Here is a 25,475-nt window from a genome sequence, read left to right as displayed (position 1 = left end):
GGCACGGAAGCCACTTGGCTTTAGACAGGAAGTGCCAACAGCGAATTTATTCGCCTTGATATTGAACCGTGATGCGGATCTTCAATATACCTTTTAATAACATCTGCTGAAACCTGTCCAGCAGTGGAATAAAAATAACTATTAGTCCATAGGCTAGGAAGTTTAAGTAATTCAGGAAATTTTCGTCTTAACAAGCAAGATGACCGTCCTTTAAAAGCTTTAACCACTTGATTTATAGCATGGTTGATGTTCTACAAATAAATGAACATGGTCTGGAGCAACCTCAAGAGCGAGGATATCCCAGTCTTTTTCTTTGGCTAGTTCGTAAATTATCTGTCGAAGGCGTTTAGGTATCTACACAAGATGCACTACTGCATTACCTTTTGAGTGATTTCCTATTCTGTATTCCAGTGTTGTCTTCATATTGTTTTGTGGCTGCTATTGACAAGTAAATCATATCTCAACTATACTTTTGAAATCAACAAACATTGAAGGTCGAACAATGTACGGATGCCAACAAGTTCTTATCAAGTCCGATAAATCAATAACAGCCATATTGGAGTACCTCTGCACAGAAGCTAAAAAGCTGACAAATTGTGGCGTTTACTATTCTAGGCAGATGTACTTTAAAACTGGTTATATTCCTAGTAGAGCAGATTTGCATAAACAACTAGGAACTTATCAGAAAAACGTTCATTATCAGGCATTGTATTCTGATACTTCTCAACAAATACTAACCAGTGTAGCTGAATCCTTTAAATCGTACATTGAGCTAGTAAAAGCTGCAAAAAAGGGCGAAGTTTCCCAAAAACCAAAATTACCTAATTACTGTAAAAGTGTTATGACTGTAGCTACTTTTACGGGCAGGTCATTAAAGTTAATTGATGGGATGATTAGGTTTCCTTTGGGAACAAAAGTTAAGGCATGGTTTGGGATAGATTCTTTTTGTCTACCAATGCCATCTAACCTTGACTTCAAATCAATCAGAGAAGTACGTATTTTACCTAGAAATAGACAATTTTATGCAGAATTTGTCTATCAGGTAGATGAAATAAAATCTGATGTTGATAGAAATAATGTTTTAGGGATTGACCACGGGTTAAATAACTGGTTAACTTGTGTTTCTAATCTGGGAACATCATTTATTGTTGATGGACTTCATTTAAAAAGTTTAAATCAGTGGTACAACAAATCAGTAGCTAAACTTAAAAGTGATAAACCCCAGGGTTTTTGGTCTAACAGATTAGCTGCTATTACCGAAAAAAGAAACCGACAAATGCGTGATGCAGTTAACAAAGCTGCAAGAATAGTCGTTAACCACTGTATTGAAAATAAGATTGGTGCTATTGTTTTTGGATGGAATAAAGGACAAAAAGATAGTATTGATTTGGGGTCTAAAAACAATCAGAAGTTTGTCCAAATTCCCACAGCAAGATTAAAAGACCGTATTGCTCAATTATGTAAACAATACGGAATAGATTTTATTGAAACAGAAGAATCATACACTTCTCAATCATCGTTTTTTGATTGCGACAATATACCTAAATTCGGTGAAAAACCCGAAGGGTGGGAAGCAAGCGGGAAACGAGTTAGTCGCGGAGTATATCAAACTTCTGATGGGTTCAAAATTAATGCGGACTGTAATGGTGCTGCTAATATTTTGAAAAAAGTAGCGGTGATGCTAGGAATTGATCTTAGCGGAATCAGTAGAGGCTGTTTAAGCCAGCCTCAGAAAGTTCGTTTATGGACTCTTCAGAAATCTCCATGTCTTTAGACCGGAGAAGCTTAAAAGTTCCTCAAGTTTTTTTTGTATAAAAGAAATTGTCAAGATAAAAACGCAGAAGCACTAAATCAACACTGCTAAATTGACATATTCGTAGTTTTCTAGGGAATCAAGATCATGATGCAACAAATCCAAACCAATCAAGAAACTACTCAACTGAATAAAGAAAGAGCATTAGTTCTTCCATTTAATACCGTTGGCATTGCGGATATTCCTTTTGTGGGGGGTAAAAATGCTTCCCTAGGGGAAATGATCCAACAGTTAACTAAACAAGGGGTGAAAGTTCCCACGGGATTTGCCACTACCGCTTATGCTTACAGATATTTTATCGCGACTGCAGGACTCGAAACTAAACTCAGAAGCATTTTTGCTAATTTGGATGTAGATGATGTTGAAAATTTACACCAATGTGGTAAACAAGCTAGATCCCTGATGCTAGAAACCCCATTCCCCGTAGAATTACAAGAGGCGATCGCCCGTTCCTATCAGACCCTGTGTCAAGAATATGGTGCTAATCTTGATGTTGCAGTACGTTCTAGCGCAACCGCTGAGGATTTACCTGATGCTAGTTTTGCAGGTCAACAAGAAACCTACCTAAATGTTCATGGAATTAAAGGTGTTTTGGATGCTTGCCATAGATGTTTTGCCTCCATCTTTACGGATCGAGCAGTTTCTTATAGACAACTGAAGGGGTTTGACCACTTTGAGGTTGCTCTATCAGTAGGGGTGCAAAAAATGGTACGTTCAGATCTAGCAAGTTCTGGAGTGATGTTCTCCATTGATACGGAGACCGGTTTCAAAGACGCAGCTTTAATTACTGCAGCTTATGGACTAGGTGAGAATGTGGTGCAAGGTGCTGTTAATCCAGATGAATACTTAGTATTTAAACCCACCTTAAAACAGGGGTATAAACCCATTCTGCAAAAACGTTTGGGAAGCAAAGAAATTAAAATGGTCTACGATTTAGGTGGAACCAAACTCACCAAAAACGTTTCCGTATCTGCAGCACAGAGGAATAAATTTGCTTTGAACGACGATGAAATATTACAATTAGGAAATTGGGCCTGCATTATTGAAGACCATTATTCCCAGGTGCGTGGTACTACAACACCCATGGACATAGAATGGGCAAAAGATGGCATTACGGGAGAACTATTTATCGTGCAAGCGAGACCTGAAACCGTACAATCACAAAAATCTAAAACTGTTCTTAGAAGTTACCAATTACAAGAAAGGGGTGATGTCTTATTAACAGGACGTAGTGTGGGGGAAATGATTGGTCAGGGTCAAGCTAGAGTAATTCTTGACGTTCATCAGATTGGAATGTTTCAATCCGGAGAAGTGTTAGTCACTAATCGTACTGATCCGGATTGGGAACCGATTATGAAGAAGGCCAGTGCCATCGTGACCAATTCCGGTGGTAGAACCTGTCATGCGGCAATTATCGCCAGGGAAATGGGCATTCCAGCTATAGTTGGTTGTGGAAATGCGACAACAGTTTTGAAAACTGGACAGGAAATTACCATCAGTTGTGCTGAAGGTGAAACAGGTAAGGTCTACGCAGGATTATTAAACTTTGCCATCCAAGAATTACCTTTGGATAATTTACCTCGTACCCGCACCAAAATTATGATGAATGTGGGTAACCCAGAGGAAGCTTTGGGTTTAACTGCTATTCCCAATGATGGGGTGGGTTTAGCTAGGATGGAATTTATTATTGCTAACCACATCAAAGCTCATCCATTAGCACTGTTACACTTTGACGAACTAGAAGATGAACTGACCAAACATAAGATAGGGGAATTAACTGCCCAATATGAGAACAAAGCGGAATTTTTCATTACCAAATTGGCCGCAGGTATTGGCACAATTGCTGCTGCATTCTACCCTAAACCGGTAATAGTTAGGTTATCTGACTTCAAGAGCAATGAGTATGCTAATCTTTTAGGTGGTAGACAATTTGAACCCAAGGAAGAAAACCCCATGATTGGGTGGCGTGGTGCTTCCCGGTACTACGATCCCCGTTACCGGGAAGGTTTCGCACTGGAATGTGAGGCCATGAAGCGAGTGCGAGATAATATGGGTCTAACCAATGTAATACTCATGGTTCCCTTCTGTCGCACCCCCCAAGAGGGAAGACGGGTGTTGGAAGAAATGGCAAAACATGGTTTGGTTCGTGGAGAGAATGGTTTAGAAGTCTATGTGATGTGCGAACTACCCAGTAATGTGATGCTCGCGGATGAATATAGTCAAGTTTTTGATGGTTTTTCCATTGGGTCTAACGACCTGACTCAGTTAACTCTGGGACTAGATAGGGATTCTGAGTTGGTTGCCCATTTGTTTGATGAACGTAATGAAGCAGTAAAACGTACCATTAGAAAAGCGATCGCCACTGCTAAGGAGTGTAATCGAAAAATTGGTATTTGTGGTCAAGCTCCCAGCGACTATCCAGAGTTTGCCAGGTTTTTGGTGGAGTTGGGCATTGATTCTATCAGTCTTAACCCTGATTCTGTAATTAAAACCATGTTAGAGATTGCATCAGCAGAAGGTAATTAGCTTGTGAATAACTTGCCAACTTGTGCTACACTATAGAAACAGAATGATCAAGTGAGAATCCCGACTTTAAGTGACCTCTAAGGAGTCCAGTTGGTTGGGAGAAAATCTCAACTTATGTATTTGTTAGCACTATTTAGCAAAAAAGTATCGGTGAATCCAGATCCCTAAATTTCTCCAGAATTTAGGGATATCTGGGAAAAAAACATCCTCCTTCCTTTGTTCTTATCTCCCAATGTATCCACCTCCCGATTTTTCCCAGGACCAGCGAATTGAGCAGATAAGTTTAGATTCTACCAGGGATACGGATTTAGATGTGTATCAGGTTATCGATCCTCAGCCCTTATGGGTCAGTCCTGACACTTCCGTATTAGACGCAATTGTTTTAATGAACCAGAAACGGAACCATGGACATCCTGGATCCCAATTTCCTCAGTCTGGAAATTGGGATTCAGAGAGTAACACGAAACAGGAGGTAACTAGCTACGTTTTAATCGAAACAGACAAAAAGTTGTTAGGAATATTCACTTTAACAGATTTGGCCAGAGTAGTTGCTAGTGGTAGGAATCTTGCTGAAACGAAAATTGTAGAAGTGATGACCCAACCAGTCACCACACTCAAACTGTCAAATATATCAAATGTACTAAATATTGGAACTTTAGTATCAACCTTTAGCAGGAATGAAATAGATCATTTACCAGTAATAGATGATCAGGGTAAAGTTGTAGGAATTATCAGACAACGTGTGTTGTGGAAACAACTGGATCCTGGAAAAGATGCCAATGGTATCCAGAGATTAACAGAGCAAGTCAATATTCAAGAAGAATTCCAGCAAACCATAGAAGAATTACAAATTATAGAAGAAGAACTCAGACAACAAAATCAACAATTAGTAATTGCCCATGAGTTAGCTGAATTGGAAAGAAACCGCTATCATCAATTATTTGAACTTACACCCTATTGTTACTTGGTAACTGACAAAGTGGGCATAATTAAAAATGCCAACCGAACCGCATCAACCTTACTTTCCGTAGAAAAACAATACCTAATAGGTAAACCAATCATAGTCTTTATTGCTCCAAAATATCGTCAGCAATTCACTTGCCAAATAGCAGATTTTCAACCACAACAAGAATCACTAGAGCAAGAAATTTACCTGCAACCAAGAAAAGGAAAACTTTTTCCAGCTAGTGTGAAAATAGTTGGCATATACGATCCCCATAAAAAAGAACATAGTTGGATCTGGTTAATTAACAATATTAGCGATCGCAAAAAAGCCGAGGAAGTGTTGACCAGAGCAGCGGAGGATTTGGAACAGAGAGTAGCAAAACGTACAGAAGAATTGGTGCAACTGAATCAAACCTTGCAAGCAGAAATCAGACAACATCAAAAAACAGAAATAGCACTACGAGAAAGTGAAACGAGACTGACCTTAGCCCTAGAAGTTGCCAAAATGGGTATATGGGATTGTAACTTAATCACTAAGGACTATATGTGGTCTGAAAGTGTTGGGCCAATGTACGGACTGCCAAGAGGTACTATATCTCCATCCTGTTATGAAGATTTACTCAAGTTAATTCATCCAGAAGACGCAGAAGTTTTAAGTAATAAATTAACGATAGCCCTGGATAAAAAAAGCGGATTTACCATTGAATTTCGTGCTATTTGGCCCGATGGTAGTTTACACTGGTTAACTAGCACGGCACAGGTTTTCTGTAACGAAAAAGGGGAAGCTACCCGCATGATTGGCACAGTGCAAGATATATCCGCCTACAAACAAAAAGAACAAAAACTCTATGAACAAGCAGCTCTACTAGATATTGCCACTGATGCTATTTTTGTGAGAGATTTTCAGACTGAGATATTATTTTGGAATCAGGGAGCGCGCAGGATATATGGTTGGACTAAAGAGGAAGCCATAGGCAAACATCTGAGGGATTTATTTTCTCAAAAAACAGCGATGAAACAAGAAGTAATTGCTCTAAAAGCTGTGGTTAGATCGGGAAGTTGGCAAGGAGTATTACACAAATACAAGAAATCCGGAGAAGAGGTGACAGTTGAGAGTCGTTGGACACTCATGTTTGATGGAGATGGGCAACCAAAATCTATTTTGATTGTGGATACAGACATCACAGATAAAAAACAACTAGAAGAGCAATTTTTACGTACCCAGAGACTAGAAAGCATTGGCACTTTAGCTTGTGGTATTGCCCACGATTTAAATAATATATTGACACCTATTTTAGGCTCAGCTCAACTGCTCAAACGTAAATCTCTGCAAGACCATATTACCCATCCCCAATTGTTGACCATGATTGAGGACAATGCCACACGAGCTTCTTCCTTGGTTAAACAAGTTTTCTCTTTTGCCAGGGGAGCAAGTAATGAATGGACAATTGTGCAAATTAAACACCTAATTTTAGAAATTGTTAACCTTGCTAAACACACTTTTCCTAAGTCTATTAAGTTGAAAACTAAAATAGCTAATAATCTGGCCACCGTGTTTGGAGATAGTACCGAATTGTATCAGATAATGATAAATTTAGTGGTTAATGCTCTCAATGCTATGCCATCGGGAGGAGTGCTAACTATAGCAGCGGAAAATACTTTTATTGATCGGGATAATTTGATAAATGAAAAATTACAAGAGGGACACTATATTCTCATTACCATCATTGATACGGGAATAGGAATGTCACAAGCAGTAGCAGATAAGATTTTTGAACCATTTTTTACCACTAAACAAAATGGTGTGGGATCTGGCATAGGTTTATCCATAGTCTCTAGAATTATTCAAAAGCATAATGGTCACCTGCAATTTTATACCCAACAGGGACAAGGAAGTAAATTTGAAGTGTTTCTACCATCCATAGAAGCTCCACACCCCCCCCTTCCACAAGAATTGCCCACAGAAATAGGAAGAGGGGAATTGATTTTAATAGTGGATGATGAACCACAAATTCGGGATGTGACTAGGATGATTTTAGAAACCCACAATTATGACACCCTCACTGCTAGTAATGGTATGGAGGCGATCGCCATTTATGGTCAATATAAACAAGATATCAGTGTAGTTTTAATGGACATAATGATGCCCAAGATAGATGGCATCGCTACTATTCAAGCCATGAAAAAAATTAATCCATTGGTGAAGATAATTGCTTGCAGTGGAATATCCACTATAGAAGCAATTCCAAAATCTGCTAACATGAAAATACAAGGAGTTTTGCTAAAACCCTATAGTGCCAGCGATTTGTTAAGTAGTATGAGCATGGTGATTAGGGGAGATTCCTCCCCCATGAATTTCCTAAACTAAAACCTTAGTCATTTTTTCAGTAAGTCCTACATATATACCTAAAGCATGAGCAATCTCTACCAAATCTGATTTTGGATCTACAAGCTGAGGACTTTGATTCAAAGAACTTTCGATGGGAATACTTGTAACTTTGCCATTTTGCCAGGCCAACATTTGATGATTTTTCCCTTGAGCAACTAAATCCACTGCGGTTTTACCAAAAGCGGTAGCAACCAGACGGTCTAGAGCTGAGGGAATACCACCCCTTTGAATATGACCTAGTACAGAAACCCTGGTATCGAAACCATGGGCAAAATTGGAAATTTGTGCTGCAACATATTGACCACGACCACATTTGGCAGATCCAATGTTAGCATCTGGTATATTCTCCACAGTCACCCTATGACCATTATTTAAATCTTCTGAACAGAGTGTAGCACCTTCAGCAACCACCACAATGGCAAATTTCCTTTTCCAAGTATCTCGAAGTTCCTTCAAATGGTCACAAATACCCTGAATGGTATATGGTATTTCCGGAATTAAGATTACATCCGCACCACCAGCAATCCCAGAATGGAGAGCTAAATGACCAGCAGTGCGTCCCATAACCTCTACAATCATTACCCTATCATGACTAGCAGCAGTAAATGTGAGACGGTTAATGGCATCCACAATAGTATTAACTGCTGTGTCAAAACCTATAGAACGTTCGGTCAAAGCCACATCATTATCAATAGTTTTAGGAATACCAACTAAATGCCAATTTCCCATAGTAGCTAATTCATGGATGATTTTTAAACTCCCATCTCCACCTACAGCAATTAGAGCATCCAAACCCAAAGCTTCATAACCGGACAAAATTTCCCCAGCAGCAGCAAGGGTATCTCCCTCGTTGATACTACCTAAAATTGTCCCCCCCATATTCAATAAAGGATCTATTCCCCGTAAATTCCAACCATGTATACTTAAGGGGATAGTTTGTCTTTGCTGTAACCCTTGGGTAGCATAAGGAATGCCAACCACCTCCCAATTATACGTTAGTATGGCATGACTTACGACTGCGCGAATCACACAATTTAACCCCGGACAGTCTCCACCACTTGTGAGGATGCCAATGCGTTTCATATTACCAACTACCTTAAATTTCTTAATACCAGTGACCTATTATCTGTGACCAACTAACCTATCTGCGTTGAGATTTGTATCTTTTTTTTCCGATTCCGGTTGATAACTTTGCAAAACTTTCATATATTGAGCCCTTTCAAAAGCGGTAGGATCGGGACAGTTGAGCTGACTCATGGTACCTTGCATTTGTCTAACGGATTCGTATTCGTGGGTTTCCATCCATTTAATTACATCCTGCTGTAATGATTTAAGATAATTAATTCCATTTCGCAAAATTACAGAGCAGAGCATGGTTGTACTTGCACCAACCATAAGCATTTTAATGATATCCTGAGCATTGTGAATACCACTAGTTGCAGCAAGACTACCGTGAATATGACCATAGAGGATCCCTATCCAGCGCAGGGGTAACCGCATGGCTTGGGGCGTACTTAAAAGAACCTGGGGTTCAACCTCTAGGGTTTCTAAATTAATGTCGGGTTGATAAAACCGATTAAATAAGACCAGTCCATCAGCTCCAGCACGGTCTAAACGTTTTGCCATATTAGCAGTATTAGTAAAATAGGGACTGAGTTTGACGGAAACGGGAATTGTCACCGATTTTTTGACTGACTGGAGAATATCAATATAATTCTGTTCTACTTCCGCACTGGTTAAATCTGGATTGGTAGGAACATAGTAGATATTTAATTCCAGTGCAGATGCTCCTGCTTGCTCCATCAGTTGGCCATATTCTGTCCACCCACCAGGAGAGAAACCGTTTAAACTGGCAATGATGGGAATATTGACTTGCTCCTTAGCTGTGCGAATATGTTCTAAATATTCTTGTGGTCCAACGCGAAAATCTGCTGGTTCAGGAAAATAGGTCAATGCTTCTGCAAAACTTTCCGTTCCATAGGTAAGATGATGATGGAGTTCATATTTTTCCAAAGTCAACTGTTCTTCAAACAGTGAGTGCATGACCACAGCACCCGCACCCGCATCTTCCATCAATTTGATGTTATCCACCTCTTGAGAAAGAGGAGAAGCAGAAGGTACAAGGGGTGATTTTAATTCCATTCCTAGATAGTTGGTAGTCAGGTTCATAATGGGTATGTGTTATTCTTGTTGTTCTGAGAATTTTCTAGCAGCTAAATACTGATACATTTGCCAGCGAGTATTCACATCCTCTTGAGCGGATTGGAGTAAATCCTTAGCTCGTCCAGGGTTAATTTTGGTGAGCATTTTGAACCTATTTTCCATATACATGGAATTTTCCACAGGTATTCTGGGGTGGCGAGAATCCAGCTGTAGGGGGTTTAATCCCTGTAGCAATCGGTCAGGATGATAACGATATAATAACCATCTTCCTGAATCCACAGCAACTTTTTGATTTTGCATGGCTGTACTCATATTAATACCATGAGCAATACAATGACTGTAGGCAATAATTAGGGACGGTCCATCGTAAGCTTCTGCTTCTAAAAATGCCCTTAATGTGTGTTCATCTCTTGCTCCCATGGCCACACTAGCAACGTAAACATTACCATAGTTCATGGCCATTAAACCTAGATCTTTTTTAGCTGCTGCTTTACCTCCCGCAGCAAATTTAGCTACTGCACCTTTGGGGGTAGATTTGGACATTTGTCCACCAGTATTAGAATAAACTTCTGTGTCTAATACTAAAATATTTACATTAGTTCCACTAGCAATAACATGATCTAATCCACCGTAACCAATATCATAGGCCCAACCGTCACCTCCAATAATCCACACACTCTTTTTCACCAGGTAGTCAGCTAGGGATTGGAGATTTTTGATCTGGTTGCTGATTTCAGATTCCCCTAGTTCCTCCAGTCTTTGTTTGAGAACTGACACCCGTTCTCTTTGTTCGTAAATATCCGCTTCGGTTTTTTGTTCACAGTTGAGAATTTCACTAACTAAATTTTCCCCTATATGGGATGCTAATTGTTGCAGTAAATAAGCTGCTGTTTCCTGTTGTTTATTTATGGAAACCCGAAAACCTAGACCAAATTCCGCATTATCTTCAAATAGACTATTCGACCAAGCTGGACCTCTTCCCTCGGAGTTTTTTGTCCAAGGTGTGGTGGGTAAATTACCACCATAGATAGATGAACAACCCGTCGCATTAGCCACAACCATGCGATCGCCAAATAATTGACTCACTAATTTAATATAAGGTGTTTCACCACATCCTGCACAAGCACCTGAGAACTCAAATAGGGGTTCTTGCATTTGTTGTTGATTAATATGATGCAAATTCAAGTCCCTACGGTCTGGATTGGGTAAATTCAAGAAGAAATCCCAATTTTCCCGTTCCTGTTCTCTTAATGGTCTTTGCTGTGCCATATTAATGGCTTTTTTCTTAGGTTGGGCTTTATTTTTGGCTGGACACACATCAACGCACAAAGCACAACCTGTACAGTCTTCTGCTGCAACCTGAATGGTAAATTTCAATTCATGCCAATGGTGTTCTTTAGCATTGGCGGTTTTGAAAGTAGGAGGTGCATTTACTAGTTGTTCGGGTTGATAAACCTTACTCCGAATTACGCCATGAGGACAGACCATGACACATTTACCACATTGAATACAAACTTGGGGATCCCAAACTGGTATTTCCTCGGCAATGTTGCGTTTTTCCCATTTTGATGTTCCCGTGGGATATGTACCATCTACAGGTAAACAACTAACTGGTAAATCATCCCCTTCTCGAGCTATCATTTTGCTTAGCACATCTTTAACGAATATGGGTGCGTGCTCGGGTATGGGTGATTGTAAGGGGGAGGTGGTTAATGCTGTTTTTGCTTTTGGGGTAATTTGGTGTAAATTGTCTAGGGTTTTATCCACCGCTTGGATATTCATGGCCACAATTTCTTCACCCTTTTTACCGTAGGTTTTGCGAATAGATTTTTTAATCTTTTCTATGGCTTCTTCCCTAGGTAAAACACCAGAAACACCAAAGAAACAGACCTGCATGACGGTGTTAATATATCCACCCATACCTGATTCTCTGGCAACTTTGTAGGCATTAATTACATAGAATTTGATTTGTTTATTGATAATTTCTGCTTGTAAAGAGGTGGGTAATTTATCCCATACTTCTTCTGGGTTATATGGTGAATTGAGGAGAAATGTCCCACCGGGAACCAGGTCTTTCAATAGGGGGAATTTTTCCACAAATTCCCATTGATGACAGGCTAGGAAATTAGCTTTGGTAATTAAATAAGTGGCACGAATTGGTTGAGAACCAAATCGTAAATGAGAAACGGTAACTGATCCAGATTTTTTAGAATCATAGACGAAGTAGCCCTGGGCATAATTGTCAGTTTCCTCGCCAATAATTTTAATTGAGTTTTTGTTAGCACCAACTGTACCATCAGCACCCAAACCATAGAATATGGCTCTCACAATACTATCCGCTTCAATGTTAAATTCAGGATCATATCCTAAACTACTATGGGTCACATCATCCCTGATACCAACTGTAAAATGGTTCTTAGGATATGTATTAGTGGATATATTCTGACTTGAATCATTGACTGTAGGAAGTAAATGGTCAAAAACAGCTTTTACCATAGCAGGTGTAAATTCTTTTGATGATAACCCATATCTACCACCTACCACCTGAATTTTATGGAGTTTAGCTTCCCTTAATGCTGTAATAACATCTATATATAGAGGTTCACCAATTGCTCCCGGTTCCTTAGTTCTATCTAAAACTGCCATACTTAGGGTGGTTTCTGGTAGAGCATCAATAAACCTCTGGGTGTCAAAAGGTCTATATAGTCTTACTTTAACCACACCCACTTTTTCTCCCTGTTGATTGAGATAGTCCACTGTTTCATGGACTGTTTCACAACCTGAACCCATAAGGACAATTATTCTCTCAGCTTGTGGATCTCCATGGTATTCAAACAGTTGATATTGACGACCTGTCATTTGACCAAACTCATCCATTACTCTTTGGGTAATGTCGGGACAAGCTAAGTAAAATGGATTCACTGTTTCCCTTGCTTGAAAGTAAACATCAGGATTTTGGGCAGTTCCCCTTAATACTGGATTATCAGGTGTTAAAGCTCTTTTACGGTGGGCTATAACTAACTCTATGGGAATGAAACTTTTTAACTCCTCATTGGTGAGGATTTCTATTTTATTTACCTCATGGGAAGTACGAAAACCATCAAAAAAGTGTAGAAATGGTATGCGAGACTCTAAACTAGTGCGGGTAGAAATCACTGCCAAATCCTGTGCTTCTTGCACTGATGCTGCACATAACATGGCAAAACCAGTGCTTCTGGTGGCCATGACATCGCTATGATCTCCAAAAATTGATAGTGCTTGCGCTGCGAGCGATCGCGCTGCGACGTGGAATACTGTGGAGGTAAGTTCACCAGCAATTTTATACATATTGGGGATCATTAACATTAATCCCTGGGAAGCGGTAAATGTGGTGGTCAGGGAACCGGTTTGTAAAGCTCCATGTACTGCACCCGCAACACCACCTTCACTTTGTAACTGTACTACCGTGGGCACAACCCCCCAAACATTTGGTCGGTTATCACTCATCCATCCATCGGAGGATTCGGCCATGGGTGAAGATGGTGTAATTGGATAGATGGCAATCACCTCATTTAGTGGATAAGTAACTCTAGCAACTGCTTCGTTACCATCTATTATGGCGTGGATTTGATTTTTACCTTTATTTTTGGGCATAATTCCCTAACCTAATTGATTATTGACTTTAGTAAACACTAGTAAACATACGTGATTAATAGATATAGATAATACTGTGCAGGCATTAATATTCCCAGACTCCCTTTTAGGATATGGGAAAAAGTTGAGGAACTTGTGAGGATAGAGAGTAATTTAATGTAAAATCAGTGCGATAGCCTAAATGGATTCTATACGGGTTTCGCACCAAAAGATTTCATAGGTTTTTACCGGAGATTGTTAAGAATGACTATTGATTGTCTCCAATGCTTCTTGTGGGGTGGGAATAGCTGTGCTGACCACTGGGTTGTTTTCTTTAGCGATTCGACTATAGGTACGCTGAGGTATATAGTGAAGCGGATTGTAACCCATAGATCTTAAAATAAGGACACAAGCCCAAGAATATCTACCATTGGAAATAGCAGTAAGTATGTGATTGAGTTCTTCTGGGGTAATCGGAATTTCGAAATTACTAGTGGAGGAAGTTGAGTAGTTCATAATAGCCCTGATATTATTTTGGTCGGATATGGGATCTAAATTTTTACCTGAAAGATTTAGCCATCCAAGAGAAGTCTTGATTTAATAGGAAAACAATTGTGATGATATGTAGAATACTATGTTTTTTGGTTTTTTTTAGCCACTCTGGCAAATTATATCAAAAGTCACAATCCTCAAGCTTATACTTCAAGAATTATTTGAGGAAGTAATATTTTCATACTTGAGTCAGATGCAATTACTTTAATAATTTATTTACATTGACTCAATGTAAGTGGGTGAGCGGAATTAAATATAAGATCAACGTAGGTTGGGTTGAAGTATGAAACCCAACACCCGCATGGGTTACCTACCGCTAACCCATCCTACAAATAATTGTGCCTCCCCACTTAAATAGAAAGCTTCTATATATTCAGCATATCAGTGATTTTGTTGGCAAAAACGTTCACTATTTGAATTTTATTGCTCCTGAATATAATGATCCTAAAAAAGCAGTTTTTGACTAAAAAATGGAAAAAAATCAAGATTTTATCTACACAGATTGGATTTTAATTGAAACTAATTTTAGACCAGAACAACTACATACTAGAGAAACTATTTTCACTATTGGTAATGGGTACTTAGGGACACGAGGTAGTTTTGAAGAAGGTTATCCCCGTGCTTCACCTGCTACCTTTATTCATGAGTTTTATGATCCGGTTCACACAGAAATGGCTAACTGTCCAGATTGTCTACCATTAGTAATTACAATTGAGGGCGATCGCTTTGGTCTAGATCAAGGTAAAATACTACAGTACAATCGGGAACTTGATTTGCGTCACGGAATTCTGAGTCGTTCTTTGCAATGGCGCAGTCCCAGTGGTAAGACTATAGATATCTATTTTGAAAGATTTGCTAGCATGGCAGATCAGCATGTACTGTGTCAACGTTGCATTTTAACTTTCTTAGACTTTTATGGTAGAATTGAATTGCAAAGTGGGATTAATGGGTATCCAGAAAACAGGGGATTTAATCATTGGGAAGGACTAGAGCAAGGAAAGCTAGACCAGGGATTCTGGTTACACAGTCGTAATCGTCAAAGTCGACTTGATATAGGAATAGCGGGAAAAATTAGTCTTTTGGGAGTAGAGGGCCATTCGCAAGTCAATGGTGCTCCTAGTTATCCCAGTATTAGTGCAACTTTTAGGTGCTCACCAAATCAGACCATCACCATTGAGAAGATTATCACCCTATTTACCTCAAGAGATGTTCCAGATCCACTATTAGCTGCAAAGTCTAAACTCTATTATCTTCCAGACTACGTTACCCTACGTAATGCTAATCAACAAGAATGGAATCAAATTTGGCAACAAAGTGATATTTTGATTGAGGGGGATAGTAAAGCAGCTTTTGCTGTCCGTTATAATCTTTTTCAAATGCTAATTGCTGTTTCTCGTTACGATGATAAAGTCAGCATACCAGCTAAAACCATTTCCACTTTTTTCCATCACAGTCATGTTTTTTGGGACACAGAAATTTTTATCTTGCCATTTCTGATCTTTACCCAACCAATCATAGCTCGTAATCTACTAAATTATCGCTACCATGTTTTAGCAGAGGACTTGGCTAAACCCAATCAAGTATATCAAAGGTTTATGCAAACAGCAATGTTAGGTTTAGAAGAAGTTATGGGAAATACCATAGATGGTATTCATGGCGCTAGCGCAGGTGCTGTTTGGCAAGCTGTAGTTTTTGGTTTTGGAGGTATTCAATTTATCGATGATCAACCCGTCGCTTATCCCCATTTACCCCCAGGTTGGACAAGATTACAGTTTAAATTATACTGGCATGGTAAATGGCATAGTTTTGATTTACACTCAGGAATAGTTACTCAAAAAAAATCTCGTCCCATAGGGGGGATTATTTTTGATTTGGATGGAGTGTTGATAGACACCTATGAATATCACTACCAGTCTTGGCAAAAATTAGCCAATGGGGAAAAAATACCTTTTAACCGGGAAATTCATGAAAGTCTGCTAGGAATCTCCGATTGGGATTTTTTAATTTCCATAATAGGCGATCGCCAATATTCAGAATTACAATTAAGGGAGATGATGGATCGCAGAAATAGATATTATATTCAACTCATACAAAATATTACCCCTGACAACTTACTCCCGGGAGTCAAATACCTAATAGATGATCTACGTCGGGTGGGTTTAAAAATAGCTTTAGGTTCCTCTAGCAAAAATGCTCGATTACTTGTAGAGAAACTAGGAATTGGGGAAGAAATCGATTCTATTACAGATGGTTATAATGTAAGCAAACCAAAACCAGCACCTGATTTGTTTCTATTTGCAGCTCAACAATTAGGAGTTATTCCGCGACAATGTGTAGTATTTGAAGATGCAGCATTAGGTATAGACGCAGCCCTAGCTGCGGGTATGTGGGTAGTAGGAATAGGATCACCGGAAAGGGTAGGGAGTGCCCACATTGTAGTACCCAATTTGGTGGGTATGACCTGGGAAAAACTGCAAAGGAAATTACAAGATCTTGCTTGACAACAGGTCAAAAATTGATATTCTGGATATCATTGGTCTTTTGTAAAATAAATAGACCTTGATCACCTCCCCTACCAATTCGGAAATTTTCATCCAGGTAAGTAATATCCAGACTGGGAACTCTTCCTTTAGGATTATTAGCGGGTGCAACGTTCAATGGGTTGAGCATGGGAGTGCTAATACCCAAAATTTCATCAATGGCTAAATAACGTTTATCAAAATAGACATTGATACGTTGATTAGGTAAACCAGAGTTATCCAAATCTGCTTCAAATCTAGCTGTTACCTTAACACCACCAGAGACAATTTTCCATGGGTGTTTCACCTTAGCAAGATTGAAAAATTCTGCTTGTGCTACGTTAATCACCTGAAATACCTGACCTACCTGTAGTCCCAGGGGGAGAGAATCTAAAACCCTAATTTCCCTAGCTGTGGAGTATTCTAACTTCCAAGCTCCATTAAGTAGATTAATAGCATTGCGCAGGGGTTGAGGATTGGGATTCAGTCTTTCTAGTTCAACCGTCAACTCCTCCATTCGGAATGCTTGATTCTCCTCTATCTTTATATTAGTAATTGGGGCACCCATGGGCTGACCACCGTTCTGTTTAGTCAGTGACTCACGTAGTGATTCAATTAACGCTTGTAATTGTTCTTTAACTGTTTGATAATTCATAGAATAGTAGTTAACTTACGGAGAAGTAGGAAATTGCAAAATTATTATCTTTATAAGCGAGAGATGAAGCATCCCAGGGCGGGTTTAACCGACTTTCTATATATTGACATTTTATCCCCAATATGTCAATGTAACCATGCGATCGCTCCCCTTAAATATTGCCATAAACGGGAATAGTTGCACCCCTTGAGACAAGATTAGTCAAATCCTTTCACAACTTACTGTAGTTTACAAAAGTAAATCGAGTTATTACAATGATGATTACGATCAAACCAGCTCAATCCCGTGGTGGTCAATTGCCATATGAGGAAGTAGTAATTAGCAATACGTTTTAGCTTGATCAATGGGATAGAAGATTGACGGGGGATCGGCCATTGTTCAGCGATGCTACAATAAAAAATCGAAAACTCTATCAACTTTTAGTGGTTTAATGAGTAATTTTCGGCAAATTAGTGAAAAATTTTGGGTGGGGGCACAACCTTCACCAGAGGATTTAGCCCAGCTTGCTCGTCAGGGAGTTAAATCTATTGTAAATTTGCGATCGCCTGATGAAACAGGGTCTCTAAGCAATGAACAAGAACTATCGAAAAGCAACAGTCTGGAGTATGTCAACTTACCTTTAGAATCTAATTCGTCTAATGGAGAGAAGATAGATCACTTACTGACAGAGATAGTTGATCTGCCAACTCCAATATATTTTCACTGTGGCGCAGGTGGACGTGCTTCTGTTACAGCTTTAATTGCTTTGGCTGATCAAGAAAATTGGGAAGATGCAGTGATCGTAGCAAAAGCTATTGATTTGGGTATTGACCCAACCCATCCTCAAATTCATCATTATTTAACAAAAATCAAACAACTATCTAAACCTGATTTGCAAGTGTAAGTCCATAGTGACAGACTGCTGTTATAAACTTACCTAAACCTACCCAAGTTTAGATTTGGGTAGAAATTTTTTTCAGTTTTGTAGATTGGATTTTCTCAACCCAATCTACAACATGACAAAACTAGTCGGTTTTAACCGACTTGAGCTGTCGGGTAAGGGAATTGATTCCCGGTCTCCCCCACGGACAGTCTTCAGGTTATGTACCCGCGCACCGATTTTTTTCCCCATGGGGGTTGACTATTTACCTTGTGCTATCCCTTGGTAGCTAAACTATATTTATGATGTTTTAATCAAAGCCTTTTCTGGTACTTATTCGGTGTAAAATAAACTTGACATTAGAAACACATTTGTAATATAAGATATACTATGAAGACTTATAAATCCGAATAATTGCGGGATTTATTAGAGATTTAACTTTCGATACTTAAGGTGAAAATGCAATGCAGACAGAAATTTTATTAGTTACAGTCGGTGGATCTCATCAACCTATTGTTACGGCTATTAAGATGCTGAAACCTGACAGAGTAGTTTTTATTTGTTCTGAAGATAGTAAATCTCAAGTAGTAGGTAGCCAGGTAAAAATTCTAGAAAATTCGCAAAGACTACCAAATATTCCGACGCAACTAGAATTAGGTGACAAATTTCAACCGGATAGGGATCTAATTGTCATAAAAGATCCTGATAACCTACAAGAATGCTATCGTGAGGTGGCATTATATGTTCAGAATTTGAAGAAGAATATCTCAAATACTGTAATAAAAGCCGATTATACAGGTGGTACTAAATCTATGTCCATAGGTCTAGCAATAGCATCTATTTACTATGAACTTGAACTGTACGTAACCACAGCTCTTCGCACAAACATTAATAGAGTTGAACGAGGTGAAGGTACACAAAAAACTAGTATAGGACCTATAGTTGCAGATCAGACTATTAAGAAATTTTTACCAATTTTATTGGATCAATATAACTACCCAGCTATTATTGCTGAAGTAAACCGACTACTAATATCCTGGGAGTTACCAACTGACAAGAAGTACGAAATTAGACTTTTACATACTAGTTGCTTAGGTTTAGATAAATGGGATAAATTTGAACATAGAGAAGCATTAAATTTACTAGAACCTCAAATGAAAAATCCTGTAATCAAAGATCTAGTTATATTTCTCAAGCGAGTAATTAGGAGCAGAAAACAAATAGATGATAAATATGATGCTACTAATACCACTGAGGGACACGGTTATGAAATAGTTGAAGATTTAATATTAAATGCAGAAAGGCGTGCCAAACAAGAACGTTATGATGATGCTGTAGGTAGGCTTTATCGTGCTTTGGAATTATTGGCTCAAATTCGTTTATTAAAAGAATATGATCTAAAAACAGAAGAGGTTAATATTGAGAAAATACCGGAAAATTTACGGGACAAATATTCGGAAAAACGTTCTCTAACCAAGGGGAAAATCCAGATAGGTTTACGGAGTAGTTATGAACTTCTAAGTGAACTTAACGATCCTATGGGTAAAATATATATGGAACATTCAAATAGAATTATCGATGCTCTAGAAGTGAGGAATAACTCATTATTTGCTCATGGATTTAAACCAATAAAATTGGAGGAATATGAAAAAGTTAAACAAGTATTTGTGAACTTTATTAAATCTGGGATTAGTTCCGTAAATCAAAATAAATCCCAAAAGCGAGCTCCTCAATTTCCAACCTCGATGTCAGATCTTAGTAATTAGGGAGGCACAATTATTTGTAGGATGGGTGGAGGAACGAGACCCATGCGGGTGTTGGGTTTCATACTTCAACCCAACCTACGTTCATCTTATATTTAATTCCACCCACCCAGTTATAGATAGATTTCTGCTTTCAAGATGGTTCCATCCTCAGTTGGAAAAATCTCAAAACCCAAGTTTTGACATACCTTCTGCATGGCTATATTTTCTGCTAGGATCTCAGCAAAAATCACAGATATTTTCTCATTCTTGGCTATTTCCATTAACCTTGTGAGAATTTCTGTACCTAACCCGTTGCGCTGGTAACCATCAGTGACCAGCATGGCAAATTCCGCACTATTACTACCATGTAATTTACTTAATCTTCCTACTGCTAAAATTTCCTTCTGTTGAGTATGTGGGTCTTCCTGTTCAGCAATTAAGGCCATTTCCCGGTCATAATCAATAAAACAGATCCTGGTCAGTCTTTCATGGGTAACTCTTTGACTTAATTTGATTAGATGAAAATAACGAAAATAAATAGTTTCTTCCGATAATGTGTGATGAAATTTGACCATCAATGGTTCATCCTCAGGACGAATAGGACGAATAATCACCTCCCTACCATTTTTCAATCTCCAATTAGACACATATTGATGGGGATAGGGACGGATTGCTAATTTAGGTAATTGCTGCTCTTCCATCTCAGCTGGATGTAATACTATTCTGCCATCTAATGCGATTAAACCACCTGGATGATCGGGTGTGGGGGGAATTGCTAATAAAGGATTAATATCTATTTCTTTAATCCACGGTTGTTCTACTACCAAATGACTAAAGACTACTAACAGTTCCTCTAAAGCTTGCATATCAATACTTTGTCTACCCCTGACCCCCCTTAAAGCTTGATAAATTTTAGTCTGCTCCATCATCCGACGTGCTAGGGTGGTATTTAGGGGTGGTAGAGCAATAGAACTATCTTGAAAGACTTCTACCAATTGTCCTCCGGTGCCAAATAATAATACTGGACCAAATTGGGGATCCAGACTACTACCAATAATTAATTCATACCCATTAGTTTTGACCATGGGTTGTACGGTTACACCTAAAAAATCCTCTGGTCTAGCTTTTTCTAAAACTGAGGTTTCTATAAAATGATAGGCTTTTTTTACTGATTCAGCATTTCTTAAATTTAACTGAACTCCCCCCACATCCGTTTTATGGGTAATTGTATGGGAATACAATTTTAATACTACAGGATAGCCAATTTTTTCCGCCCATTCTATCGCTTCTTGTGCACTTTTGGCAATGGTTCCTCCCACTACTGGAATGCCATAAGCTGCTAAAATTTCCTTGGATTCAAATTCAGTTAAAATTGTTCTTCCCGCCTTTCTAGCTTCTGTAATAATAGTTGTCACTAAACCACAGTTGCGAGTATTACTATCACATTCCAATGCGGGTAATACGGGAGTTTCATAAATCCCCTTTAAGTTATAACTATAGCGCCACATATAACTAAATATCCTAGCAGCAGTATCAGGATAGGAATATGTGGGAATACCCTCAAGGTTGAGAATTTTTTGCCCTTCTGCAATATCCTCTCCACCCATCCAACTGGCTAAAATAGGTTTGTCCTGCATTTGAGAATAGGGCTTTAATTCCTCAGCAATCTTGGTGGGATCAGTCATAGCTTGAGGAGTCAAAATTACTAATAAACCATCACTATTGGTATCCTTACTGGCAATTTCTAAGGCTTTTGTATAACGTTGTGGATCCGCATCTCCCAAAATATCTATGGGGTTATTATGACTCCATTGGGGAGGTAATATATGATTTAAATTTTCCATAGTTTGGGGAGAAATTGCTGCTAGTTCTCCCCCACTTTCTATCAATGAGTCCGTCGCTAATACTCCCGGTCCACCCGCATTGGTGAGAATGGTTAATCTAGGACCTTGAGGATAAGGTTGTTTTGCTAATACTTCTGACATATCAAATAAATCAGAAATACTATTAACCCTTAATACTCCACATCTTTTGAATGCTGCATCTAAAACCGCATCACTTCCTGCTAATGACCCCGTATGGGAAGCTGCTGCTTTTGCTGCTGCTGCTGTACGACCTGCTTTAATTACTATAATTGGTTTGGTTAATGCTACTTCCCGTGCTGCTGATAAAAAAGAACGAGCATTACCAATTGATTCCATATAAATAACTATACTTTTAGTGTGGGGATCGTCTCCTAGATAATAAATTAAGTCTCCCCAACTAATATCTAACATTGAACCTAGGGAAACAAAGGCGCTAAAACCTACATTTTCCTGTAAACTCCAGTCCAAAATTGATGTACATAATGCACCACTTTGACTCAGAAAACCCACACTCCCTGGTTGGGCCATTTTACTAGCAAAGGTAGCGTTTAAACCAGAAATGGGATTCATCATTCCTAAACAGTTTGGTCCAATAATTCTGATCTTTCCTCCCTGTGCTACAGATAATATTTCTTTCTCTAAAGCAATTCCTTTTTCACCTGCTTCCTTAAAACCAGCAGAAATAATAATTGCTCCTTTGATTCCTGCTTGCACACAGTCGGCAATAATTTTTGGCACTGTGGGTGCAGGAGTAGCAATTACAGCTAGGTCAATTTTTTCGGAAATATCAGAAATTGTTGGATAGGCTTTTATACCCAGTACACTATGACGATGGGGATTAATGGGGAAAACTGTACCATTGAAGGGATTGGTAATTAAATTCCATAACAAGGTTCTACCCACGCTCCCAGGTTTTTCACTTGCACCAATAACTGCTACGGTTTGGGGTGCAAAGATCCCATCTAGTGCACTGGTTTTCTCTGTGCGCAATATATCAGATGCTTTATCTAATCTCAAGGGGATAGATGCTTCCATGACTGCTCCTTGTTTTTTAACATGTATTCACCTCAATCAATGAACCAATTTGTCTAGTTTTTGAGTGATTTTATTGAGGGCGATCCCTATGGCCTTTTTTCCCAGGGGTGAAATAGGGTCACCCAATTGAAATTTTTCCCCTGGGACTATGACTAACCACGCGGAAGGACAATTACCATAGAGAAATTGAGATAAAGTTAGTAGAGATTGTGGATCACTGCTATGGGTGTGAGTGGAATTCAGCGGTGATGGCAATAGTGATTGTACCTGAACCTGATTATACAGGGAATTAATACAAGTGTCTACAAAAATTGCTAATCGAGAATTAGCTATGGGTTCAGCTAGTTCAGGTGTTAACTGGTGAACCGCAAGTGATTGGACGCATGGTAAACGCCACCTTTGTATCACTTTGGCTATTAGTGGTCCTATTCCGTCATCACCAAATAATTCGTTACCATAACCAATGACTATTGCGGTTCCCATAGTTTTTACCTTTTTTATCAGAATTGTTGGATGTTAAATGCTTTTGTGGAATGTCCGTTTAATCACATCTAATTGCTGTTCCCGAGTTAACTTAATGAAATTTACAGCATATCCAGAAACGCGAATTGTCAGTTGAGGATATTTTTCTGGATGTTCCATAGCATCAACAAGTATGTCTTGGTCAAGAACGTTGACATTGATGTGATGACCACCATTGTAGAAATAAGCATCCAACATTCCACAAAGATTATTAATTTTGTCTTGGGAATTTTTGCCTAAAGCATCAGGAACAATGGAAAATGTGTAAGAAATTCCATCTTGAGCATGTTGATAAGGAAGTTTGGCTACCGATTCTAAAGATGCGATCGCTCCTTTTGTATCTCTACCATGTAGGGGATTTGCTCCGGGAGCAAAAGGTTCGCCAGCTTTTCTCCCATCAGGGGTGTTACCAGTTATTTTGCCATAAACCACATTGGAGGTAATGGTCAAAATTGATTGGGTTGGTACTGCTTGACGATAGGTTTTTTGTTGACGCAGTTTATCCATAAAACTGCGAACAAGATTGACAGCTATTTCGTCAACTTGATGGTCATTATTACCAAACTGAGGATAATTCCCCTCAATAGCATAATCTATTGCCAAGCCTTTTTCATCTCGAATTACCTTGACTTTGGCATATTTAATTGCTGAAAGGGAATCTACTACTACGGATAAGCCAGCAATTCCACAAGCCAAGGTTCGATAAACATCACGATCATGTAACGCCATTTCCAAACGTTCATAACAGTATTTATCGTGCATATAGTGAATGACATTGAGGGTATTTACATATAACCTAGCTAACCAGTCCATGATTTTGTCAAACTTAGCTACTACTTCTGAGTAATCTAAATATTCTGAAGTAATAGCATCAAAACCTGCAACAATTAACTGCCCAGTTTTTTCATCTTTACCACCATTGATAGCATATAATAAAGCCTTTGCTAAGTTGGCACGGGCTCCAAAAAATTGCATTTGTTTACCAATTCTCATGGCAGAAACACAACAAGCAATGCCATAATCATCCCCATATTCTGGGCGCATGAGATCATCATTTTCGTACTGAATGGAACTACTATTGATAGATACTTTGGTGCAAAAATGTTTAAAGTTAATCGGCAAATCCTGTGACCACAAGATAGTTAAATTTGGTTCTGGTGCAGTGCCTAAATTAGATAAGGTGTGGAGAAATCGGAAACTAGTTTTTGTCACCAGAGTCCTACCATCTTCACCCATTCCACCAATACATTCTGTCACCCAGGTGGGATCACCGGAGAATAATTGATTATATTCAGGCGTTCTTAAAAACCTTACCATCCGCAGTTTAATTACAAAATGATCGATGATTTCCTGAGCTTCAGATTCTGTCAGAATCCCATTTTTTAAATCGCGCTGAAAGTAGATATCTAGGAATGTAGAAACCCTACCCAAGGACATAGCTGCACCATTTTGTTCTTTAACAGCACCCAAATAAGCAAAGTATGTCCACTGTACAGCTTCCTTAGCACTAGCAGCAGGTAAACTAATATCAAATCCGTGGCTATTAGCCATAACTTTCAATTCTGTTAAGGCTCGAATTTGCTCAACAAGTTCCTCATGTAGTCTAATTGTAGACTCTAGCATATCATCTGATTCTAATGAGGCTAACTGTTCTTTTTTATCCAGAATTAACCGATCAACTCCATACAATGCTACCCGACGATAATCACCAATAATTCTTCCTCTCCCATAAGCATCTGGTAATCCAGTAATAATCCCAGAATGTCTAGCCAATTTCATTTCTTGGGTGTAACCGTCAAAAACACCATCATTATGGGTTTTACGATATTTTGTGAATGTTTCTTCCGTTTGAGCATCAAGGTGATAACCGTAGGATTCTAAGGAGTTTTTTACCACCCGAATACCACCAAAAGGCATAATAGCTCGTTTTAGGGGTTTTTCCGTTTGTAACCCCACAATCTGCTCTAGATGAGAATCAATATAACCGGGAGCATGAGAAACAATATTTGATGGCACTTTAGTATCAGCATCTAAGATTCCTTTTTCTCGCTCTAATTTCATCAAATCACAGACCATAGTCCATAATTTCTGAGTGCGTTCAGTTGGAGCAGTTAAAAAGCTATCATCTCCCGTATAGGGTTGATAATTACATTGAATAAAATCCCGAACATTAATTTGTTCATTCCAGTTACCACCACAAAAATCTTGCCACTGTGGATGTAAATTACTGTCGGATATATTTTGCGTTGAATGTTCTACATTTGCTATCATAATT

The 25,475-nt window shown here is 38.8% G+C and carries 14 protein-coding genes and 1 pseudogene; 6 read left to right on the top strand and 9 right to left on the bottom strand.

Annotation, left to right across the window (positions count from 1 at the left end; translation table 11 throughout):
* Window positions 1-20: 20 nt before the first annotated feature.
* Window positions 21-423 (bottom strand): annotated as a pseudogene (gene tnpA / locus IAR63_RS06310) (IS200/IS605 family transposase).
* 79 nt (window positions 424-502) lie between these two features.
* Between tnpA and IAR63_RS06305 the strand changes: the two are divergent.
* From IAR63_RS06305 to IAR63_RS06295, 3 genes are all read left to right on the top strand, one after another.
* Window positions 503-1,774: an RNA-guided endonuclease InsQ/TnpB family protein gene (locus tag IAR63_RS06305; protein ID WP_187707382.1), complete on the top strand. Its 1,272-nt coding sequence runs from the start codon at window positions 503-505 to the stop codon at window positions 1,772-1,774.
* 129 nt (window positions 1,775-1,903) lie between these two features.
* Entirely contained in the window at window positions 1,904-4,339 is a 2,436-nt protein-coding gene (gene ppsA / locus IAR63_RS06300) for a phosphoenolpyruvate synthase (protein ID WP_407927156.1), read from the top strand.
* A 232-nt stretch (window positions 4,340-4,571) separates the two neighbouring features.
* Window positions 4,572-7,652, top strand: coding sequence for a PAS domain S-box protein (locus tag IAR63_RS06295; RefSeq protein ID WP_187706987.1), 3,081 nt, complete (start codon window positions 4,572-4,574; stop codon window positions 7,650-7,652).
* Here the strand turns inward: IAR63_RS06295 and IAR63_RS06290 are convergent.
* The 4 genes from IAR63_RS06290 to IAR63_RS06275 all read right to left on the bottom strand — a co-directional run bounded on the left by IAR63_RS06290 (window position 7,644) and on the right by IAR63_RS06275 (window position 13,964).
* Window positions 7,644-8,756: an ATP-dependent 6-phosphofructokinase gene (locus tag IAR63_RS06290; RefSeq protein ID WP_187706986.1), complete on the bottom strand. Its 1,113-nt coding sequence runs from the start codon at window positions 8,754-8,756 to the stop codon at window positions 7,644-7,646. The two genes, IAR63_RS06295 and IAR63_RS06290, sit on opposite strands and share 9 nt — an antisense overlap.
* Before the next feature lie 39 nt (window positions 8,757-8,795).
* Window positions 8,796-9,842, bottom strand: coding sequence for a dihydroorotate dehydrogenase-like protein (locus IAR63_RS06285; protein WP_187706985.1), 1,047 nt, complete (start codon window positions 9,840-9,842; stop codon window positions 8,796-8,798).
* 12 nt (window positions 9,843-9,854) lie between these two features.
* Window positions 9,855-13,469, bottom strand: a complete 3,615-nt coding sequence (gene nifJ, locus IAR63_RS06280) for a pyruvate:ferredoxin (flavodoxin) oxidoreductase (protein ID WP_187706984.1) — start codon at window positions 13,467-13,469, stop codon at window positions 9,855-9,857.
* A gap of 237 nt (window positions 13,470-13,706) precedes the next feature.
* The gene (locus IAR63_RS06275; RefSeq protein ID WP_187706983.1) at window positions 13,707-13,964 is read right to left on the bottom strand and encodes a HetP family heterocyst commitment protein; all 258 of its coding nucleotides are present in this window, start codon (window positions 13,962-13,964) and stop codon (window positions 13,707-13,709) included.
* Between the two features lie 506 nt (window positions 13,965-14,470).
* Here IAR63_RS06275 and pgmB point away from each other — a divergent pair.
* Window positions 14,471-16,501, top strand: coding sequence for a beta-phosphoglucomutase (gene pgmB / locus IAR63_RS06270; protein ID WP_187706982.1), 2,031 nt, complete (start codon window positions 14,471-14,473; stop codon window positions 16,499-16,501).
* 7 nt (window positions 16,502-16,508) lie between these two features.
* On the opposite strand, the gene IAR63_RS06265 is transcribed toward pgmB, so the two are convergent.
* Complete coding sequence (locus IAR63_RS06265) at window positions 16,509-17,174, bottom strand: PAP/fibrillin family protein (protein WP_187706981.1); 666 nt, start codon at window positions 17,172-17,174, stop codon at window positions 16,509-16,511.
* Between the two features lie 430 nt (window positions 17,175-17,604).
* On the opposite strand from IAR63_RS06265, the gene IAR63_RS06260 reads away from it, so the two are divergent.
* Window positions 17,605-18,057: a protein tyrosine phosphatase family protein gene (locus IAR63_RS06260; RefSeq protein ID WP_187706980.1), complete on the top strand. Its 453-nt coding sequence runs from the start codon at window positions 17,605-17,607 to the stop codon at window positions 18,055-18,057.
* A 440-nt stretch (window positions 18,058-18,497) separates the two neighbouring features.
* Entirely contained in the window at window positions 18,498-19,799 is a 1,302-nt protein-coding gene (locus IAR63_RS06255) for a TIGR02710 family CRISPR-associated CARF protein (protein ID WP_187706979.1), read from the top strand.
* A gap of 110 nt (window positions 19,800-19,909) precedes the next feature.
* On the opposite strand, the gene IAR63_RS06250 is transcribed toward IAR63_RS06255, so the two are convergent.
* From IAR63_RS06250 to pflB, 3 genes are read right to left on the bottom strand one after another with little or no spacing between them, the layout of a single operon-like run.
* Window positions 19,910-22,678 carry a bifunctional acetate--CoA ligase family protein/GNAT family N-acetyltransferase gene (locus IAR63_RS06250; RefSeq protein WP_187706978.1) on the bottom strand — a complete coding sequence of 923 codons (2,769 nt, stop codon included), beginning with the start codon at window positions 22,676-22,678 and terminating at the stop codon, window positions 19,910-19,912.
* A 36-nt stretch (window positions 22,679-22,714) separates the two neighbouring features.
* Window positions 22,715-23,161: a hydrogenase maturation protease gene (locus IAR63_RS06245; RefSeq protein WP_096544141.1), complete on the bottom strand. Its 447-nt coding sequence runs from the start codon at window positions 23,159-23,161 to the stop codon at window positions 22,715-22,717.
* A 33-nt stretch (window positions 23,162-23,194) separates the two neighbouring features.
* On the bottom strand, window positions 23,195-25,471 hold the full coding sequence (gene pflB, locus IAR63_RS06240; RefSeq protein WP_187706977.1) for a formate C-acetyltransferase: 2,277 nt from the start codon (window positions 25,469-25,471) through the stop codon (window positions 23,195-23,197).
* Between the last annotated feature and the right edge of the window lie 4 nt (window positions 25,472-25,475).

Origin of the sequence: Cylindrospermopsis curvispora GIHE-G1 (assembly GCF_014489415.1) — a bacterium.
GTDB lineage: Bacteria > Cyanobacteriota > Cyanobacteriia > Cyanobacteriales > Nostocaceae > Raphidiopsis > Raphidiopsis curvispora_A.
The sequence above is the reverse complement of the archived record's forward strand: the minus strand, read 5'-3'. Positions and strand labels throughout refer to the sequence as shown.

What these genes read in the sequence shown, in the direction of transcription:
- ppsA (WP_407927156.1), top strand. Translation starts at nt 1,904, where the DNA reads ATGCAACAAATCCAAACCAATCAAGAAACTACTCAACTGAATAAAGAA.
- nifJ (WP_187706984.1), bottom strand. Translation starts at nt 13,469, where the DNA reads ATGCCCAAAAATAAAGGTAAAAATCAAATCCACGCCATAATAGATGGT.
- IAR63_RS06250 (WP_187706978.1), bottom strand. Translation starts at nt 22,678, where the DNA reads ATGGAAGCATCTATCCCCTTGAGATTAGATAAAGCATCTGATATATTG.
- IAR63_RS06305 (WP_187707382.1), top strand. Translation starts at nt 503, where the DNA reads ATGTACGGATGCCAACAAGTTCTTATCAAGTCCGATAAATCAATAACA.
- IAR63_RS06295 (WP_187706987.1), top strand. Translation starts at nt 4,572, where the DNA reads ATGTATCCACCTCCCGATTTTTCCCAGGACCAGCGAATTGAGCAGATA.
- IAR63_RS06275 (WP_187706983.1), bottom strand. Translation starts at nt 13,964, where the DNA reads ATGAACTACTCAACTTCCTCCACTAGTAATTTCGAAATTCCGATTACC.
- IAR63_RS06245 (WP_096544141.1), bottom strand. Translation starts at nt 23,161, where the DNA reads ATGGGAACCGCAATAGTCATTGGTTATGGTAACGAATTATTTGGTGAT.
- IAR63_RS06285 (WP_187706985.1), bottom strand. Translation starts at nt 9,842, where the DNA reads ATGAACCTGACTACCAACTATCTAGGAATGGAATTAAAATCACCCCTT.
- pflB (WP_187706977.1), bottom strand. Translation starts at nt 25,471, where the DNA reads ATGATAGCAAATGTAGAACATTCAACGCAAAATATATCCGACAGTAAT.
- IAR63_RS06255 (WP_187706979.1), top strand. Translation starts at nt 18,498, where the DNA reads ATGCAGACAGAAATTTTATTAGTTACAGTCGGTGGATCTCATCAACCT.
- IAR63_RS06290 (WP_187706986.1), bottom strand. Translation starts at nt 8,756, where the DNA reads ATGAAACGCATTGGCATCCTCACAAGTGGTGGAGACTGTCCGGGGTTA.
- IAR63_RS06265 (WP_187706981.1), bottom strand. Translation starts at nt 17,174, where the DNA reads ATGAATTATCAAACAGTTAAAGAACAATTACAAGCGTTAATTGAATCA.
- pgmB (WP_187706982.1), top strand. Translation starts at nt 14,471, where the DNA reads ATGGAAAAAAATCAAGATTTTATCTACACAGATTGGATTTTAATTGAA.
- IAR63_RS06260 (WP_187706980.1), top strand. Translation starts at nt 17,605, where the DNA reads ATGAGTAATTTTCGGCAAATTAGTGAAAAATTTTGGGTGGGGGCACAA.